The organism is Mycobacterium sp. HUMS_12744610 (genome assembly GCF_041206865.1).
GTDB lineage: Bacteria > Actinomycetota > Actinomycetes > Mycobacteriales > Mycobacteriaceae > Mycobacterium > Mycobacterium servetii.
In genome coordinates this window covers 2,080,444-2,098,407 of sequence record NZ_JBGEDP010000001.1, presented here as the reverse complement: position 1 = coordinate 2,098,407, position 17,964 = coordinate 2,080,444, and the positions used below count along the sequence as shown (strand labels likewise).

The 17,964-nt window shown below is 66.3% G+C and carries 17 protein-coding genes, 1 tRNA gene and 2 pseudogenes; 11 read left to right on the top strand and 9 right to left on the bottom strand.

Features of this window, described 5'->3' with window-relative positions; all coding sequences use genetic code 11:
- Positions 1-94: 94 nt before the first annotated feature.
- Positions 95-1,342, bottom strand: a complete 1,248-nt coding sequence (lipQ, locus tag AB8998_RS10365) for an esterase LipQ (RefSeq protein ID WP_369737856.1) — start codon at positions 1,340-1,342, stop codon at positions 95-97.
- Positions 1,343-1,528: 186 nt separating this feature from the next.
- Here lipQ and AB8998_RS10360 point away from each other — a divergent pair.
- The 6 genes from AB8998_RS10360 (at position 1,529) to AB8998_RS10335 (ending at position 6,242) form a co-directional block, all read left to right on the top strand.
- A tRNA-Arg gene (locus AB8998_RS10360) sits at positions 1,529-1,602 on the top strand.
- A gap of 459 nt (positions 1,603-2,061) precedes the next feature.
- Positions 2,062-2,349, top strand: coding sequence for a DUF1330 domain-containing protein (locus tag AB8998_RS10355; RefSeq protein ID WP_369737855.1), 288 nt, complete (start codon positions 2,062-2,064; stop codon positions 2,347-2,349).
- A gap of 280 nt (positions 2,350-2,629) precedes the next feature.
- Positions 2,630-3,238: a helix-turn-helix domain-containing protein gene (locus AB8998_RS10350; RefSeq protein WP_369737854.1), complete on the top strand. Its 609-nt coding sequence runs from the start codon at positions 2,630-2,632 to the stop codon at positions 3,236-3,238.
- A 72-nt stretch (positions 3,239-3,310) separates the two neighbouring features.
- Positions 3,311-4,690, top strand: a complete 1,380-nt coding sequence (locus tag AB8998_RS10345) for a DDE-type integrase/transposase/recombinase (RefSeq protein WP_369737852.1) — start codon at positions 3,311-3,313, stop codon at positions 4,688-4,690.
- Between the two features lie 56 nt (positions 4,691-4,746).
- Positions 4,747-5,577, top strand: coding sequence for an ExeA family protein (locus AB8998_RS10340; RefSeq protein ID WP_369737851.1), 831 nt, complete (start codon positions 4,747-4,749; stop codon positions 5,575-5,577).
- A gap of 185 nt (positions 5,578-5,762) precedes the next feature.
- Positions 5,763-6,242, top strand: coding sequence for a DinB family protein (locus AB8998_RS10335; RefSeq protein ID WP_369741508.1), 480 nt, complete (start codon positions 5,763-5,765; stop codon positions 6,240-6,242).
- A 78-nt stretch (positions 6,243-6,320) separates the two neighbouring features.
- Here the strand turns inward: AB8998_RS10335 and AB8998_RS10330 are convergent, their stop codons facing one another.
- The 4 genes and pseudogenes from AB8998_RS10330 to AB8998_RS10315 form a co-directional block, all read right to left on the bottom strand.
- Complete coding sequence (locus AB8998_RS10330; protein ID WP_369741507.1) at positions 6,321-7,430, bottom strand: cystathionine gamma-lyase; 1,110 nt, start codon at positions 7,428-7,430, stop codon at positions 6,321-6,323.
- A gap of 413 nt (positions 7,431-7,843) precedes the next feature.
- Positions 7,844-8,707: pseudogene (locus tag AB8998_RS10325) on the bottom strand (IS3 family transposase); the annotation flags it as partial.
- Between the two features lie 21 nt (positions 8,708-8,728).
- The gene (locus AB8998_RS10320; protein WP_369737850.1) at positions 8,729-9,793 is read right to left on the bottom strand and encodes an IS630 family transposase; all 1,065 of its coding nucleotides are present in this window, start codon (positions 9,791-9,793) and stop codon (positions 8,729-8,731) included.
- Between the two features lie 83 nt (positions 9,794-9,876).
- Positions 9,877-11,112 carry an IS256 family transposase gene (locus tag AB8998_RS10315; RefSeq protein ID WP_369741377.1) on the bottom strand — a complete coding sequence of 412 codons (1,236 nt, stop codon included), beginning with the start codon at positions 11,110-11,112 and terminating at the stop codon, positions 9,877-9,879.
- Between the two features lie 301 nt (positions 11,113-11,413).
- Between AB8998_RS10315 and AB8998_RS10310 the strand changes: the two genes are divergently transcribed.
- Positions 11,414-11,761 carry a hypothetical protein gene (locus tag AB8998_RS10310; RefSeq protein ID WP_369736315.1) on the top strand — a complete coding sequence of 116 codons (348 nt, stop codon included), beginning with the start codon at positions 11,414-11,416 and terminating at the stop codon, positions 11,759-11,761.
- Between the two features lie 19 nt (positions 11,762-11,780).
- Here AB8998_RS10310 and AB8998_RS31570 read toward each other — a convergent pair.
- Positions 11,781-11,943: pseudogene (locus AB8998_RS31570) on the bottom strand (IS3-like element IS1141 family transposase); the annotation flags it as partial.
- On the bottom strand, positions 11,940-12,341 hold the full coding sequence (locus AB8998_RS10305) for a transposase (RefSeq protein ID WP_369737849.1): 402 nt from the start codon (positions 12,339-12,341) through the stop codon (positions 11,940-11,942). The pseudogene AB8998_RS31570 and the gene AB8998_RS10305, both read right to left, overlap by 4 nt.
- Before the next feature lie 191 nt (positions 12,342-12,532).
- Between AB8998_RS10305 and AB8998_RS10300 the strand changes: the two genes are divergently transcribed.
- On the top strand, positions 12,533-13,033 hold the full coding sequence (locus AB8998_RS10300) for a class I SAM-dependent methyltransferase (RefSeq protein ID WP_369737848.1): 501 nt from the start codon (positions 12,533-12,535) through the stop codon (positions 13,031-13,033).
- Positions 13,034-13,379: 346 nt separating this feature from the next.
- On the opposite strand, the gene AB8998_RS10295 is transcribed toward AB8998_RS10300, so the two are convergent.
- Positions 13,380-14,105: a hemerythrin domain-containing protein gene (locus AB8998_RS10295; RefSeq protein ID WP_369737846.1), complete on the bottom strand. Its 726-nt coding sequence runs from the start codon at positions 14,103-14,105 to the stop codon at positions 13,380-13,382.
- Positions 14,106-14,247: 142 nt separating this feature from the next.
- On the opposite strand from AB8998_RS10295, the gene AB8998_RS10290 reads away from it, so the two are divergent.
- The 3 genes from AB8998_RS10290 to AB8998_RS10280 all read left to right on the top strand — a co-directional run bounded on the left by AB8998_RS10290 (position 14,248) and on the right by AB8998_RS10280 (position 16,897).
- On the top strand, positions 14,248-14,556 hold the full coding sequence (locus AB8998_RS10290; RefSeq protein ID WP_369737845.1) for an Rv3488 family transcriptional regulator: 309 nt from the start codon (positions 14,248-14,250) through the stop codon (positions 14,554-14,556).
- The gene (locus tag AB8998_RS10285) at positions 14,553-15,815 is read left to right on the top strand and encodes an APC family permease (protein WP_369741506.1); all 1,263 of its coding nucleotides are present in this window, start codon (positions 14,553-14,555) and stop codon (positions 15,813-15,815) included. Before AB8998_RS10290 ends, AB8998_RS10285 begins: the two co-directional genes overlap by 4 nt.
- A gap of 737 nt (positions 15,816-16,552) precedes the next feature.
- Positions 16,553-16,897 carry a hypothetical protein gene (locus AB8998_RS10280; protein ID WP_369737844.1) on the top strand — a complete coding sequence of 115 codons (345 nt, stop codon included), beginning with the start codon at positions 16,553-16,555 and terminating at the stop codon, positions 16,895-16,897.
- Positions 16,898-16,957: 60 nt separating this feature from the next.
- Here the strand turns inward: AB8998_RS10280 and AB8998_RS10275 are convergent, their stop codons facing one another.
- Entirely contained in the window at positions 16,958-17,962 is a 1,005-nt protein-coding gene (locus tag AB8998_RS10275; protein ID WP_369737843.1) for a glycoside hydrolase family 6 protein, read from the bottom strand.
- Positions 17,963-17,964: the final 2 nt, after the last annotated feature.

Here is a 17,964-nt window from a genome sequence, read left to right as displayed (position 1 = left end):
CGGACCACTCGCCACCACAACGCTAGTCGGGTTGACGGGCTGGTGAAAAGGCACGATCCGGTCGCGGGTCCCGCGCCGGCGACGGGTCCGGACGTCAGCTGGCGGACGTGACCGCCAGCGGCAGCGAATCCATCAGCGCGCTCGAGCGCCGCCCGTAGACCACACCGAAGAAGTCGGCGACGGCGTCGGCGGCCAGCCGCGAGCGCAGCGTCGGGGTGATGTCGAAGGCGTGGTGGGCGTTGGCCAGCTCGGCGTAGCCGACCGTGGGTGCGCCGGCCGCGCGCAGCGCCGCACAGAAGGAGCGGGCCTGGCCGCAGGGAACGATTTCGTCCTTATCGCCGTGGAGCACGAAGAACGGCGGGGCGTCGGGGTGGACGTAGGAGATCGGGGAGGCCGCCTCGAACCGCTCGGGGGCGCTGGCGTAGCGGGCTTTCATGACGAACTGCTCGAGGAACGGCAGCATCAGATCGTGCATGTTGTCGGCGTCGACGAAGTCGTACACCCCGTAGTAGGGGGCGACGGCCTGGACCGTGGTGTCGGCGCGTTCGAATCCGGGTTGAAACCTCGGGTCATTCGGCGTGAGCGCGGCCAGTGACGCCAGGTGCCCGCCGGCCGAGCCGCCGGTCATCGCGATGAAGTCGGGGTCGCCGCCGTAGTCGGCGATGTTCTCGCGAACCCAGGCGATCGCCCGCTTGACGTCGATCAGGTGCGCCGGGAACGTGCAGCGCGGGCTTTTGCTGTAGTTGATCGAGACGCAGATCCAGCCGAGTTCGGCCATGCGGCTCATCAGCGTGTAGGCCTGAACGCGTTTGTCGCCGACGGTCCATGCGCCGCCGGGCACCTGGATCAGTACCGGGGCGCGGCTGCCGGGTGCCACGTCCGGGCCCCGCCAGATGTCGAGCAGGTGCTCGGTGCCGCCGGGGCCGTAGGAGATGTCGGAGGTCTGCGCCGCGTAACGGCGGTGCGGGCCGGGCCGCTGGAACAAGCCGTCGCGGGGCGCGCACTGCGACGTACGCCGGGTCGGATGCGACACCTGGTCGCGAAAGTCCGGACCGAAGGCGTCCTCGAGGGCCGCGGTGAGGGCTTGATCCGCGCGCTGCACCGCCCAGCTGTTCGCGACCCGGCCGACGGCCGGGTGCGCCACCCGGGACAACGCGTGTCCGGTCACCACGTGCGGCGGAAACTCCGTGGACAGCCAGCCCGCGACCCAGCCGAGCGCGAACGGCGAACCGCGCAGCAGCAGCGCGCTGGCACGGCAGGTGTCCCTGGCATCGGCCGCCAGTCGCAGCGCGTGGGCGCTGGCCCGCGAGCACCGCGAAGCCACATCTATGGCCAAGCTCATAGCTATGCCACCCCTCGACGTCAGGCACACGCCACATTGCGGTTAACGGCTCATGTCCAGCCGATGTTGTACGTGTGTCGAGGGTCACTACCCTAACCGATAATCGCGGCGGCGGAAGCCCTTTCGGGCGCGTCGTGTTGCTCCGGTCGAGCCCTGGGGCCCGTTGGCTAGACTGACCTGCACATTGCCTCCGTAGCTCAGGTGGATAGAGCAAGGGCCTTCTAATCCCTAGGTCGCACGTTCGAGTCGTGCCGGGGGCACTGCTTCTGTGTATGACCTCGGCTGATGCTTGACAGTAGCTGCGGTTGATCCTTGACACTCCCTAAATGAGGGAGCTGACCGTGGCCGAGCAGAGGTATCAGGCCGTCTCGGCGGGCACTGGTCAGAGGTGGTTTTGCGCCCCAAGGCTCTGCTGATCGCTGCGCAGGTACAACATCGCAATCGCCGCGGACACTTCATGCTGGGCGTCGCCGAGGCGAGGTCGGTGCATGAGGTCGGTTTGCTCTGGAGTCGTGACGAGGACCGGCCAACCTCCTGCCTTCAGGTCCGGAGGCGCGGAGAACTTCTCCGAAGATTTGCCGCGGTGATACCCGGTCGCTCATCCGTAGGCCGCACCTCGAGTCGTGCCGAGGTCCAGCCAGGCGCATGCATGTCGACCCGACGAGCGGCTTTTCTCACGTCCGACACCTCACCGCGTGCCGTGTGGTGAGCTTGGTCGCATGAGCCTGACTTTCTATGTGCTGCTGTGGGCCCATCCGGGGGCTGAGCAGGCGCTGATCGCATACGAAGACACGGTCTTGGGCCTAGTCCCCCAACACGGTGGCCGGGTCGTCCAGCGGTCCCGAAGCGACGGCGCCGAAGGACGACCGCTGGAGATCCAGTTGTTCGAGTTTCCGTCCACCGAGTCGTTCGACGCCTACATGCATGACCCCCGTCGCACTGCGTTGGCCACCGAGCGCGACCATTCAATCGCCAAAACTGAGATGATCAACGTCGAGGTCGTCTGATGCCAGCGGGGCCAGAGCGGCAACGCCTGCCCCGCGTGTTGAGCGACGCTGTGGGTGAGCACGACGGGGTCGTGGCACGTCACGTGAGTTGAGGACGGTCCGACCTGACGGTTATCGGGTGGGCCGAGTGCGAGTGGTGGCGTCACCGCGAGGACGGCCGGTTTACGGTTCGGGTGATCTTGAAAGCCGACGGCCCTCCCCACGTGCTTTGACGGTCTGCGGGAAGGGCCGTCCGAACACGCCCGGAGGCGCGGTGCTCAGTGTAGGAGCAGATCCCGTTGTGGTTGAGAACCAGTTGCGTACCGGTGAGCTGAAGTGCCCGGATTGTGAGCTGCGGTTGGCGCCGTGGGGGCATGCCGCGCCGCGGTTTGTGCGCCGGGCCGCGGCGGTGGTGGCCCGGATTCGGCCACGGCGGGCGATCTGTTCGAGCGCGGCAGGCTGTGGCCGCTCGCACGTGCTGTTGCCCCTGGTCTGCCTGGGACGACGGGTCGATTCGGTGGCGGTGATCTGGGCGGCGTTGGTGGCCCGGGCGTCGGGCTGGGGGTGGCGGCGGATCTGTGCGGCGGCGGGTCGTCCGGCCTCGACAGTGCGGGGCTGGCTGTCGCGGTTCGCTGAGCATGCCGAGCCGATCCGGGTGGGGTTCGCTCGGCTGGAACACCTGGCCAACACCGGCGCGGACATGGTTCGCCTGACACCGGCGGCAAGCCCGCTGGCCGATGCGGTCTCCCAGATCGGGGCGGCGTGCGCGGCGGTGCGCCGGATGGCCGGTGCGGTGGTGTTCGAGGTGTCGGCGGCGGAGTTGGTGGCGGCGTGCTCGGGAGGCTGGCTGCTCGGGATGCGGCCGCCGGCGGTGGCGGCGACGGGAATCAACATATGTCCGCGTCTGTGACTGCCGGCCGCGGCGCGTCAGGGTCGACGGCGTCACTGCTGTCGACCATGAAAGCGTTGAGGTACCCCACCGATGGCCAAGCCAGAGCCGAAAAAGTCACGCACTGATCGGGCGCGTGATGTCGCGCTGTATCGCTACTCGCTGATCCGACCGCTGGCCGATCCGAACCTGTCTGCGACTGAACGGGGCCGGCTGGTACGGGATATGGCCGCCCAGGTCCATATCGGGCCGTTCGGGCAGCCGACGGAGGTGTCGCGGGCCAGCCTGGACCGCTGGATTCGGGCGTGGCGGGCCGGCGGGTTCGACGCGCTGCTCCCAGCGCAGCGCCAGATCACCCCGCGCACCGACGCCGAGGTGCTGGAGTTGGCGGCGCGGCTCAAGGCCGAGCACCCCGCACGCACTGCGGCCCATATCGCCCGGATCGTTGAGGCCGAGCAGGGCTGGGCGCCGTCGGCGCGGACCCTGCAACGCCACTTCGCCCGCCTGGAGCTCAATACTCGCCCGGACGGCACCCCGCCGGCGGCGTTCGGCCGGTTCGAGGCAGGCGAACCTGATGAGTTGTGGATCAGCGACGGCCTGCACGGCCCGACCATCGACGGGAAACGGGCGGTGCTGTTCGCCCTGCTCGACGACCACTCCCGCTATGTGCCCGGCCACCGGTGGGGCTACGGCGAGGACACCCTGGGTATGCAGGCCGCGCTGCACGACGCGGTCAAAACCCACGGCTGCCCACGAAACCTATACTGCGACAACGGCTCTGCGTATTCCTCGAATCAACTGGCTTGGTCGGTGGCGGTGCTCGACATCCGGCTGGTGCACAGCAGGCCGGGCAGACCTCAGGGCCGCGGGAAAATCGAGAGATGGAACCGCACCGTGCGCGACCAATTCCTGGTCGAGATCCAAGCCGCCGGCGGCGTCGATTCACTCGATGAGCTGAACCGGCTGTTCACCGCATGGTTGCACCAGCAGTATCACCGCAGCGTGCATTCCGAGACCGGCGCCACCCCCACAGCGCGCTACCACGCCGAGGGCCGCACCCCGGCGCCGCGACCGGATACAGCGCTGCTGCGGCGGGCATTTTTATGGCGTGAGCAGCGCAGAGTCACCGCCACCGCCACGGTTTCGCTACACGGCAACCGATACCAGGTCGACGCCGCCTTAGTCGGGCGCGTCGTGGACTTGCTGTTCACCCCGTTCGACCTGACCACCATCGACGTCGAATACCAGGGCAAACCGATGGGGCGGGCCGCCCCGCACACCATCGGCCGCCACACCCACCCCGCGGTCAAACCCAGCACCACCGCCCCCGTCGAAGCCACCGGCATCGACTACCTGCACCTACTCGAGCAGGCACACCAAGCCGACGTGGGCCAGGCGATCAACTACCTCGCCCTGGCCGGCGGCGATGTCGAACCAACCCGCCACAACCAGGCTGACCCGGAAAACACCTGACCCGCATCATCATTCACCTCAACCACCGGGCCAGCCCCGGGGAACGGACCACCACCATGCTCGATAAAATTCAGTCGTATTTCGGCTTCACCACCATGCCCTTTGGCCGGGCCCTGGCACCGGGCATGCTGTTTCGCAGCGGTGATCATGCCCAGGCCGCCGCCCGCATCGGCTACGGCATCGCCACCCGCGGCATCACAGTGATCACCGGCGAAGTCGGCGTAGGCAAGACAGTGGCCGCCCGCGCGGCGATCGACCGCGCCGAACCGGCCCGCCACCACCTGATCTACATTCCCGACCCCACCGTCGGCGCCCGCGGCATCTACCACCACATCGTGTCCGCCCTCGGCGGGCAGCCCAGCTTCCACAACGCCTCCCTGGTCCCGCAAGCCCGCGACGCGCTCGCCGCCGAACATGCTGAGCGGGGCCGTGTCCCCATCGTGTGTATCGATGAAGCCCACTTGCTTTGCCACGATGCCCTCGAAGCACTACGACTGCTCACCAATCACCGCCTCGATACCGAATCCCCCTTCGCCACCATCCTTTTAGGCCAGCCCACCCTCGCCGCCAAAATGGCGCTGGGTACCCTGGCCGCACTCGAACAACGCATCACCGTGCGCCGCACCATGACCGGCATGACCGGCGAGGAGACCGCCGGCTACCTACGCCACCACCTCCAACTGGCGGGCCGATCTGATCCGCTGTTCACCGACGACGCCATCGCGCTCATCCACCAATCCAGCCGCGGCAAACCCCGCGGTATCAATCGGCTCGCCATCGCCGCCCTCATCGCTGCCTGCACCGCCGACAAGAACCTCATCGACGAGGCCAGCGCCCGAACCGCGGTCACCGAAACCAACCACGACCTCCAGCCCGCGACACCGTGACCACCACCGCGACACCGCGACCATCGACAACCCCGCCCGACACCACCGGGCAGGGTCAAATCACACCCGAACCAGCCTCAACGAAAGTGGCGCCACCATGTGCAAGATCAGTGACGCGCAACACCGCGTGCGATCACCGTGACAACGTGACCGAATGCGCGGATTGCCAGTTCGATTACGAACGGATAGACGGCCAAAACTTCGCGGCCTCAGCGGGCCCTATTGCCGATGAGTATGTCAACCTGCTCGAGTCCACCAACGAGACAATGCTGCGCGCCCGACCGTCGATGCACGTGTGGTCGCCGTTGGAGTACGCATGCCATGTCCGCGATCTGCTCTTGGCACAGCGTGAAAGGGTGCTGGCCGCCCGTCGCCAAGACCGGCCTGTCGCAGAGCCGATGGGCCGCGACGAAAGGGTTGAGCACGACGGATACAACGACCAATCCCCCAGCGATGCAAAGCTATTGCTATCGAACGCTTTCGGCAGGCTATCTCCCGCCGACTGGGATCGCACCGTGATCTACCCGTACGCGTACCCGGACCCCAACCCGGCAGAGCGTTCACTTCGATGGATGGCAACTCACACCCTTCACGAGCTACCGCACCACCTGATTCATGTTCGCCGCCAGCTCGACCGAGCCGATGCGGCACGTGTTGAGCACTGACCGTTGCCTTGCCGCCGCCACGGTCCTTACCTTCCACTTATCGACCGCCGCCACAAATCTCTAGCGTGAGTGCGGAAATCATGGGCCGGTGAGGGCGCGTTCGACGTCTGCCAGAAGGTCATCGGTGTCTTCGATGCCTAATGAAATGCGCGCGAATCCATCCGCTACGGGTTCTCCCCAGCGGGCCCGGCGATCGACGGAGGTGTGGATGCCGCCGAAGCTCGTCGCCGCGATGAGCAGTTCGCTCCCCCGCACAAGGGCGTGCACCGCGGCGGCGTCGGCCAGTTCGACAGATACCAGGCCGCCGAACCTGCGCATCTGCGCCGCGGCCACGGGACGCGCGGGATCGTCGGGAAGCCCCGGGTAGCGCACCGCTTGCACGCTCGGATGGTCCCGCAGCATAGTCGCCAGCGCCTGCGCGTTGTGGCATTGGCGCTCGAAGCGCAACCCGGCGCTACCCAGGCTGCGCAGCATCAGCCAGGCCTCGAACGCCCCTAAAATCGCCCCGGCGAGCAGCCGTTGACGTTCGATGGCGGCAAGCAGTTGCGAATCGTCGGTGGCCACGTAGCCGGCCAGCAGGTCGCTGTGACCGGACAGGCCTTTGGTGGCGCTGGCCACCACGAGGTCGGCGCCCAGAGCCAGCGGCTGCTGGCCCAGCGGCGTGGCAGTCGTGTTGTCCACGATCAGGCGCGCGCCCCGGCGATGGCAGGCCGTCGCCAGCTGCTGCAGATCGACGACATCGAGTCCCGGGTTGGTGGGAGTCTCGGCCAGCACCACATCTGCACCTGCCGCGGCATCGCAGATCTGTGCACTACTTACCTCCTCAACCGTGACCCCTACGGGCACAAGGCATTCGGCTGCGTAGCGGCGCACCTGGTAGTAACCGTCGGCGGGCAGCACCAATACTGACCCCGGTTTGGTCAGCGCGCACAATGCGGCGCTGATAGCCGCCATACCGGAGCTGAACACCAACGCGCCGGCCGCCGCCTCGAGCTCGGCGAGCGCCGATTCCAGTTGCCGCCATGTCGGATTGGAGCTGCGGCCGTAGGCATCGAGGTCCGCGGCGTCATCATCCGACAGGTGGAAGGTCGCGGCCAACACCGCTGGCGGCGCCACCGGATGACCCGGGACGGCCTGCGCGCTCACGGCTTTGACGCTGCGAGTGGAATCACCAAACCGAGCGCTCATCGGCTCTTTCATCGCGGTCATGAACCCTGCCGGCGGCATCCGGCTACGCTAGTACCCCCGCCCGGCCGCGCGGTCAGGTTGAAATCGCCCTGGTCAACGGTGATCACCATCGCTACATCATGCTCGTGCGCACCGGCCCACCGCAGCAGGTTTGCCACCCGCTGACCTGAGGCTTGTGCGGAAACGACAGGCGACGACAACGCAGCCGTGATTGCCCTGGCGGAACGGATGCACGTGCGCCAGGCTGGAACCGATGGTTGCCTACGATCGAATCGGCAGTAGCTATCGTGCGACGCGGCGGCCCGACCCACGGATCGCCGCCCAAATCCATGCCGCGCTCTCCACGATGGGCACCGTCCTCGACGTCGGGGCCCGGAACCTGTCAACCTGAATGAGGCACCTTTGCGCGGTATTTACTGAGTCTCCTCCTCTGATTGGTTGGGTCGGTTGATCCACGTATTTTCCGGGATCTTGGGTGGTTCGGGCGGTTTGCGGACGAACCGTTCGGGGTGGGCGGCGTAGGCGGCGTCGAGTACGCCGGCACGCTTGTCGCGAACTGTCTCGGCGAGGCCGTAGTGGACGTCGGCGGGGGTATGCAGGCCCAGCCCGGTATGGCGGTGTTCATCGTTGTACCAACCGAAGAAGCCCTGGCAGTGCAATCGAGCTTGCTCGATCGAGCTGAACCGGCCGGGGAAGTCGGGCCGGTACTTCAACGTCTTGAACTGGGCTTCGCTGAACGGGTTGTCATTGGAGACGTGTGGTCGCGAATGTGACTGGGTGATACCGAGATCGGCGAGTAGGAACACCACCGGCTTACTGGTCATGGAACTGCCGCGGTCGGCGTGGATCGTCAACTGGTCACGGTCGATCCCCTGCTTGACACAGGTCTGGCGGATCAGCACCTCGGCCAGGGCAGCCGATTCGCGGCTGGCAACCATCCAACCAACGACATAGCGGGAGAAGATATCCAAGATCACGTAGAGGTAGTAGTAGGTCCACTTCGCCGGGCCGCGCAATTTCGTGATGTCCCACGACCACACCGCATTGGGGCCGTTGGCGCCAAGTTCGGGTTTCACCTTCGCCGGGTGCGTGGCCTGCCGGCGGCGCTCACGCACCTCGCCGGCTTGACGCAACAGCCGATAAAACGTCGACTATGAGCCCAGGTAGACGCCTTCGTCGAGCAGGGTGGCCCACACCTCAGCCGGGGACATGTCGACGAACCGGTCGCTGTGCAGCACGTCAAGGATCGCCTGCTGCTCGGCGCCGCTTAGTGGTCTTGCCCGTTAATTCGTCGGGGGTCATGCGGCAGGGGTGTGGTGGTCGAGCCGGGTGAGGTGTTGGTGAAGGTCAGCGCTGGTGTATCGCCAGCGGAATGGTTCGGCGGTGCGGTTGTAGCAATCCTGGAATGTTGCCAGGCGTTGCTCGAGCACGGTGAGGTCGGGGAAGTCGTTGGGGGTGAGTATTTTCCGCTGGACGATGGAGAAGTAGATCTCGACTTGGTTGAGCCAGGAGGCGTGCACGGGGGTGTGGATCATGGTCGCATTCGGGTAGCGGGCGCTGAGCCGGTCGATCGCGGCGATACCGCGGTGTGAGGAGCCGTTATCGACGATGAAGAACACCCGCGTGGCTGATGCGTAGGGCTGGCTGGTCATGACCTGGTCGACCAGTCGGGTGAACGCCTTGATGCCGGTGGAGGTCTCGCAACGGCCGAAGACCCGGGCCTGGTGCACGTCGTAGGCGGCCAGATACGCCAGCGCGCCGCGGCGGTGGTAGTCGTGATTGACCCGCATCGGGCGCCCCGGCCGGGTCGCTACGGTGCGGTGGCACCGGTCGCGGGCCTGGATCGAGGGTTTCTCGTCGGCGGAGATCACGTATTCATCGGCTCCCAGTGGGGTGCCCTGATAGGTGCGGGCGTACAACTCGAGCACAACGGCGGCTTTGGCCTCGAAGTCGGGGTCGCGCACGAAGATCCACGATCGGTGCTGCCATGGTTTGAGCGCATCGTGGTCCAGCCAGCGGCGCACCGTGGACACCGATGCCGCGATGCCGTCGCGGCGCAGTTGGGCGGCTAGATCCACAGCACTCCATCGCGACAGCGGCAGGTCGTGTTCGGCGGGCAGCTCGCACGCCCAAGCGGTGACCTTGGCCCGGTCGGCCGGGGTGTAGATCGGTGGGCGCCCCGAACGCGGCGCATCGGCCAGGCCCTCGATGCCCTTGCCGGCGAACCGGGCCCGCCACTTACGCGCGGTGTCCACGCAGATGCCCAGTTCCTCGGCGATCGCCGCGTTCGGCGCGCCGTCGGCGGCCAGCAACACGATCATCGCGCGCAGCACCAGTTTTTGTGGTGTGGCCCCGGCGCGCACCCACCCGTTGAGGGTGTCGCGGTCTTGGGGAGCCTGTCACGATTTCTGTGTAAGTCAGAGGTGATTTGACTACGAGTTGTATTCTAGCACAATGGGATTCGCCCAGGGAATAGTCTGGCGAGTGTGTTGAGCGCCACAGTCCAGTTGTGCGTTCCAGTACCCGAATAGCCTCCTCTCTCGCTGGAGATGTTGCGCAGCCCGAGGTACAGCAACTTCATCGCGGCGTCCTTGTCCGTGAAATGACCACGGTTCTTGGTGATCTTGCGCAACTGGAAGTTGATCGACTCGATCGCATTGGTGGTGTAGACGATCTTGCGCAACTCCACCGGATAGTCCAGGAACGGAACGAATTCCCCCCAGGCGTTGTGCCACACGTCAATTGCACCCGGATATTGGGCGCCGAATTGCTGGTCGAACTCCTTGAGTGCGAGTTCGGCTCCATCGACGGTCGGCGCACTGTAGATCGCCCGCATCGCGGTGGCGACCTTCTTGCGGTCCTTATAAGACACGAAGCGCATCGCATTCCTAATGACGTGCACGACGCAGGTCTGCACCACGGTATCGGGATAGATCGAGCGGATCGCATCAGGCAGACCGGTCAGCCCGTCGCAGCAGGCGATGAGGATGTCGCGCACCCCGCGGTTGCGCAGGTCGATGACGACCTTCTGCCAGAACTTCGCCCCCTCGGAGTCCTGGATCCAGCAGCCCAAGGCGTGTTTGCGGCCCTCCAGATCCACGCCAATGGCCAAATAGGCGACCTTGGTGGTGATGACCCCGTTGTCGCCGATCCGCAGCCGCAGCCCATCGATGTAGAGGATCGGGTAGACCTCATCGAGCGGGCGGGCCTGCCAGGCCTTGATCTCATCGACCACCACCTCGGTGATATTGGAGATCAACTCCCGCGACACCGACGCCCCATAGACCTCCTGCAGGTGGGCTTCGATATCGCGGGTGGTCATTCCCCGTGAATACAGCGACAACACCACCGAATTGATGTTGTTGAGCCGGCGGGTCTTCTTCGGCACAATCGCCGGCTCAAACGAGCCGTTGCGATCACGCGGCGCATCGATCTGCACCGGGCCGTTGACGGTGGTCACCGTTTTCGGCGTGGTGCCGTTGCGCGAATTTCCCGATCCGCGTCCGGCCGGATCGCCGGCCTCATAACCCAGATGGTGGGTTAGCTCCGCATTCAGCGCCCGCTCCAGCACGGCCTTAGTCAGCTGGTTCAGCAAACCGTCCGCGCCGTCGATCGGGGTCCCGGTCTTCACCGCATCCTTAATCAACGAGTCCAGCGTCTCTTCGGTGAACATCTCGGCCAGCCGCCGCGCCGCGGTCGTCTCCTCAGCCGGCATCTGCATGGTCTTGGTCACAAAACACTCCTTCTGTCCGCCCAACGGCGGTCCGATGATGGACCACCCCGGACTTACACAGATGGAATGACACGCCCGTCTTGGGCGCTCAGCGTGATCCGGTGCGGGCTGACCATCACCATGCCCGGGCCCCGACCCTGTCGTCACATCCATCACTCATGCCTCAACCGTCACATTTTGGCGGATCACGGGCTGGTCACGACACGCCGATGACCGGCCCGCGCCACGCTGATCGGGCACCATCGAAGCCATGCCGAAACCACCGGAATCAACCAAGAATTCACTGCGCTGGAAGCTGCGCGAACATGCCAGTAACAGGTGGCCGCAGCTGAGCGCGATCACCACCCGATTCCACGGCCAATTCGCCTACGTCGAAGCCGCCCTGCCCGACCAAGCCGTCATGCCCTTGATGCGGCTGCGCTACAACGGCTCGGCCAGCATCTGGGGATTCGCCATCTACCTGGCCAGCAGCGACAAATATGAAGACTCATTCCTGCCCAACGGAACTCCCTCGGGCAGTCCCGAAGAAGCCCTCGACTGCGCCTGTGGCCTCTACCTCGGCGACCCCACCGCATGGCAACAACCCCCGACGAATTAACGGGCAAGACCACTTAGGGCACGCGGCTGCCGCCGTTGGCGGTGCGGGATCGGCTCTGGCCGTGCCGGTGCCGGGCTTTGCCGGTGGCGTCGGTAGTAGCTGGCCTGCGCGGCACCCACCGCTTCGCAGGCGGCCCGCACACCCCATTGCGGTGTCAGCTCGATGACGGCCCGATCAGTCACGGCGTCGACCTCGGATCGGTATCCGCGCTCTCGGAGAGAGTCTCCAAGAGCGCGTGCAGTTTTGCCTGCACATCCACCACGGCGCGGGTCTTGGCCAGCTCCTGCTCCAGTCGCTGCTTTTCGGCCTGCAGGCGGGCGATCTGCTCGGCGGCCGCATTGCGGCGTTTGCGCCCGCGCGGGGCGGCCAGTGCGGCCAGCGCGCCGGCGTCGCGGGCTTTGCGCCACTCGGTGACGTGGCTGGAATACAGCCCCTCACGGCGCAGCACCGCGCCCTTCTCGCCGTCAGGTGCTGCGTCGTAGGCAGCAAGGACCTCCAGCTTGTACTTCGCCGTGAACGTCCGTCGCCGGGCGCGCTCAGGCACCTCGGGGTCGGGACGTTGCGTTGCATCGTCAGCCACCCGACCAGGATCTTCCATCCCGGCCGCGCAGACCAACGTCGTCACCTTGCTTGTCATTTCGGGGAATCTCTCCATCCCCGCCCTCGGGTCACTAATTATCGGGGGGCGGGCGCCTCAACCCAGGTTGACAGAGAGGGGCCGGAGCAGGCTCCTATGAACCACCCCAGACCGTCGCCGCAGTCGAGCCGAGCATGGTGATGATCAACCAACGTCCGCCGGGATCCGCCCCGTGTGTTCAAGCCATCGCCGAAGCCATTCCGCTGCAAGACAACTGTGTTGACGGCTCAATGGCAATACTGACAGTGCATCACTGGGGCGACGTCGCTGCCGGCATCGAGGAACTGCGTCGAGTCACCCGCAACCGGATCGTGGTGCTGACGTGGGATCAAACGGTGACTCGCGACTTCTGGTTGCTGCGCGAGTACCTGCCCGAGGCCACCCGTATCAGCGACGAACTGTACGTGCCGATCGAACGTCTCACAGAGCTGTTGGGGGGAGCAGAGGTACAGACGGTTCCGGTGCCACACGATTGCACCGACGGGTTCGGGGCCGCCTTCTGGCGACGCCCGGCGGCCTACCTCGACCCCACCGTGCGCGCCGGGATGTCCATGCTCGCCTACGCCGGCGAATCCACGCTGGCCGAAGGACTAAACCCGGCTGGCGGACGACCTGCACTCCGGGAAATGGCATGAAAGACACCCGGAGCTGGTCAGGCGAGAACGGCTTGACGCCGGCTACCGCCTCCTCATCAGCCACAACGATTAAGCGCCGTCCCAGTCGTGAAACCCGCCCACCTAGAGGATACCGGAGGGTGCGTTCATCCGGCTTGATTAAATCAATCGCCAATGACCACGAATCGACGGTGAAACAACAGGTCCCGACCCGAGCCGAAATTAGCAGATCTTCTGCTGCACAAGCGGATCCGCGCGGTAATCCCTGGGTCGCGCGTCCGCGTCGTGCCGGGGCCGCCACTTCTGGGAATGGCCTGCGCGCCGGCGGCCACCAGCACCAAGCAAAGCGACCAACCTGCGAGGGACCCTACGTCGCCGTGAACTGGCTCAGGTCGTAGATGCCGAGGCTTTTTTCGATGTCGGCTACTTTGTCGACCATCCCTTCGAAGCCGGCCGGACCGAACCGCCGGTGTTCCTCGTCTTCGAAAATCTCAGCCAGGTCGCGAAACTCCTTGGCGGGCACCACTTCACGCAGCGCGGGGAAAACGACCGTGTCTTCGCGTGCCTCATGGGGCTCATACATCCGGACGAAGGCCGACATGTCTTGGACGAGGGCTGATTGCGCAGACTGGTCGAGGGTCCCCGCCCCACCGGTGGCGGCGAGCACTCGGTCGGTGAGCACGCGGCCGCGCTGGTGCTGGGTCCGAAGGACCGTGGTGAGGTCGGTGAGTTTGTCCGCCTGTTCCAGCTTGGGAAAGACATAGTGTTCTTCGAGGTGTTCGTGGTAGTCCTCGATGAAGCCGCGAATGATCCCCGCGCTCGCGTTGAGCGCCTGGGCCGGAAACTGATCACCCGCCAGCACGCGCCGGATCACCTCTCGATAAACGAGCAGAATGCGCTTGAGCACTCCGTGCTCGCGCATCAGGTCTTCGGGAGGAGTGACGGGAACTTCTTCTCCTGAGGGTGCGCCGGACTGGCCGGCCTCGCGCTGCGGGCTACCGCATGCCGATAGCGCGACCCCAGCTACTGCCGGCAGCGCGATCCCGAAAAGCTGACGCCGGCCCACGGCGGGTGAGTGCTCGACCACGGTCACGCCTTTCTTCTCCGCGCCTGTCGTCGGATCGGTAGACGCGCCAGATGATATCGTAACCCGATATCGTCGACCGATACCGATTGGTGGTACGGATGCGCGTGGTATGCGGCGGGCAGCAACTTGGTCCGATTCGGGCGGACGCGTGAGCCAGTTCCTACGCGGCGCGGTGCGGCTGCACATCCTGCACCACGCGGACATCGAGCCGGTCCACGGCGCCTGGATGGCCGAGGAGTTGGCCGGCCACGGCTACAAGATTTCCCCGGGCACGCTGTATCCGATGCTGCACCGCATGCAAACGGACGGCCTGTTGACCTCCCGGCAAGAGGTGGTCGACGGACGCGCCCGCCGGGTCTATGAGATCACCGACACCGGGCGGGCCGCGCTGGCCCAGGAGCGCGCCGCGCTCGCCGAATTGGCCTCCGAGATCCTCGGCCGTCAGGAGGAGTCATAGCCAGCGGCCCCCCGGCATTGGCGCGGCGACTCGGCACCGGCGATGCGGTGATGATCGGGCTGGGGTCGATGATCGGCGCCGGGATTTTCGTCGCGCTCGGCCCGGCCGCCCATGCCGCGGGATCCGGGCTGTTGATCGGGCTGGCGGTGGCGGCGGTGGTGGCCTACTGCAACGCGATGTCCTCGGCCCGCCTCGCCGCCGTGTATCCGACGTCCGGCGGCACCTACGTCTACGGGCGAATGCGCCTGGGCGATTTCTGGGGATACCTGGCCGGATGGGGATTCGTGGTGGGCAAGACCGCCTCGTGCGCGGCGATGGCGATGACGGTGGGGTCCTATGTGTGGCCCTCGCAGGCCCATGCGATCGCCGCGACGGCGGTGGTCGCGTTGAGCGCGGTGAACTACGCCGGGGTGCAGAAGTCGGCACGGCTGACGCGCCTGATCGTCGCCGTCGTGCTGCTGGTGCTGGCGGCGGTGGTCGTGGCGGTGCTGGCCTCTGACGGTGTGGCGGTCGCGCGACTGGATGTGGCGGGTGTCGCGGTCGGCGGGGTGCTGCAGGCCGCGGGGCTGCTGTTCTTCGCTTTCGCCGGGTATGCGCGCATCGCCACCCTCGGCGAGGAAGTCCGCGACCCAGCCCGCACGATCCCCCGCGCAATTCCGCTCGCCCTGGGCATCACCCTGGCCGTCTACGCCATCGTCGCGGTAACCGTACTTGCCGTGCTGGGGCCCCAGCGACTGACGGACGCGGTGGCCCCCTTGTCCGATGCGGTGCGGGCCGCAGGGGCGGATTGGCTGGTGCCCGTGGTGCGGGCTGGCGCGGTGGTCGCGGCACTGGGTTCGCTGTTGGCGCTGCTCCTGGGTGTCTCGCGCACCACGCTGGCCATGGCGCGTGACCACCACTTGCCGCACGTGTTGGCCGCGGTGCACCCCAGATTTCAGGTGCCGCACCGTGCCGAACTGCTGATCGGCCTGGTGGTGACCATCGTGGCCGCCACTGCCGACGTGCGCGGCGCGATCGGCTTTTCCTCCTTCGGCGTGCTGATCTACTACGCGATCGCCAACGCGTCCGCATTCACGCTGCGCACCGACGAGGGCCGCCCCGCTCGCCCGATCCCGGTCGTCGGGTTTCTTGGCTGCGTGGTTCTGGCTTTCGCGCTGCCGCTGATCTCGGTGATCTCCGGGGCCGCGGTAGTCGGCGTCGGCGTCGCGGCCTACGGACTGCGCCGCGTCGACCGCGCACCCCGACGACGACGGTCCTGAACCGGGCGGCTGGTCGGCCCATAGACACCACATCTGCGTAGAAGGCAATGCTGATGACCCAAAACAGTTCCCGGTTAATTCGGTTGACCGCCACCCGGGGCCCGGCCGCAGTTCTGCTGATCCGGTTGTATGTGGGCGTTGTGTTCGCGGCGAAGGATCCCACGTCGACGTGGGTCGGTTCTGCGGCTCCGCGTGAAAGCCAATCGACGCGGCGCAGACGCGATTCTTCTATTCGCATTCTTTCCCAATTTGGACGCTCGTCGGCGGCCTGCGCGCTACCATGCCTCTCCCGTCGTGGTTTGCCACCGGCGTCGACTTTCACCGGCTTTCCCCCAGGCTGCCGAATCAGTCTGGATACAGGAGGCCGCTCCTAATGATCGGGCCGAGAAATCGCGCCATAGCGGAACTCAAATCACGCTCTGATAGGCCAGCGAAACCTCCGTGGCCTTTCGTCAAGAAACCTGGGCGCCAGCCAAACGCCTCAGCACTGCCGCATTTGTTGTTCCCAGAGCACCCCCGCCCGCTGCGCTCCGAGCGTGCTGCTTGACAAGGGTATTTGGACGCTGAGGTTGGCGCACCCGTTGCAGCGCTTTTACCACCGCCAGCAGGACGCCGCTCGATCCGCGGCTCTATGCGGTGTCTGACGAGGATTCAAAAGCGCCTGCGTTCCGCTTCCGCTAGCGTTCTCCTATCGCTTTGGATCGGTTGTAGCGATTCAACGGTTTAAGGGAGTCGAAATGAAGTTCGAGATCACTCGCCTTGGGGCTGCGATACTGGGTTGTGCTGCGGCGTTTGTGCTTTCTACTGCGGTTGCCACCGCCGATCCGCCTGATCCCCACAAGCCGGACATTACGAAAGGCTACTGCCCGGGCGGCCGCTGGGGCTGGGGCCAATTGGCCGTCTGCGACGGCGAGAAATACCCCGACGGATCGTTTTGGCACCAGTGGATGAAAACCTGGATGACCGGCCCTCAGTTTTACTACGACTGCGTCGGTGGCGACGAACCTGTTCCGGGCCCGCCACCACCCGGTGGCTGCGACGGGGAGATTCCGCCCGAGCAACCCGCCCCGCCCGCAACCTGACCGTGGCTGGCGGTCGGGCGAGCCGGGCTTTCGCAAGGACCGCGGGGCCGCCGGCGCGGGCTACTGGCCCGCGTTGCGGGCCAGGTCGATGGCGTACTGGTTCACGAACGTGCCCGCCGGCGGGTCGCCTTTGTCGCAGGTCCCGTCGGATTCGCCGGGACGTTTGATCCACAGGTAGGCATCCGCGTGCGCACCGCCGGTGGCCGCGGTAGGCGGAGTGCCCAGCGCCCGGCCGCTGGGGTTGCACCAGTTCAACTTGGAGTCGGGCGCCGGTCCCGCACCGTTGCGCGACGTGTCGATCACGTAGTGCGAACCGTTCGTGAGCCCCGAAATCGCCTCGCCGTAGCCGATCTCGTCCTCGGTGGTGAAAAAGTTCGCAGTATTGAGGCTGAAGCCCCGCGCGTGCCCGACGCCGGCCTGGTTGAGCCTGGCGGCCATGTCCTCGGCGCTGTGCCAGCGCAGGTGGCCGCCATCGACGTACACGGCCGTGCCCGGATTGCGGCCCAGCGTGTCGACGGCGTAGCGGATCAAGTCGTAGCGCTCCTGGCGCTGGTCGACCGGCAGGCAGTCGGCCATGGCCAGGGCATCCGGCTCGACGATGACCGCCGTGCGAGACGCCCCCAGGTCGGAGGCGATGCCGTCGATCCAGGCGCGGTAGGCGTCGCCCGTCGCGAAGCCCCCCGCGGCGAAGCTGCCGCAGTCGCGGTGCGGGATTCCGTAGAGCGTCAGCACCGGGAGCGCCCCGGCAGCCCGCGCGTCACCGGTGTATTTGGCGACCGTGGCCGCCGAGCCACCCGGGACGATCCAGTAAGCCTGCGGCGTGTTGGCGATTGCGGTCAGCTCGGGACTCGGCGGATCGGCGTGCTGCGCGGCGCGCATGGCCGCCGAGCCGGGATTGACGTAGAGGGGCGTGCCGGCGAACGGGTTGGCGTCGTCGGCCAGGCGCACCGCCGGCGCCGGACCGACCGGCACCTGGTGATCGAGAACACCCAGGACGGCAACGGCCGCAACCGTGAGGAAGGGCGCCATCCACCGCGCGACGACACCAGCAGCTGAGAACATCACCT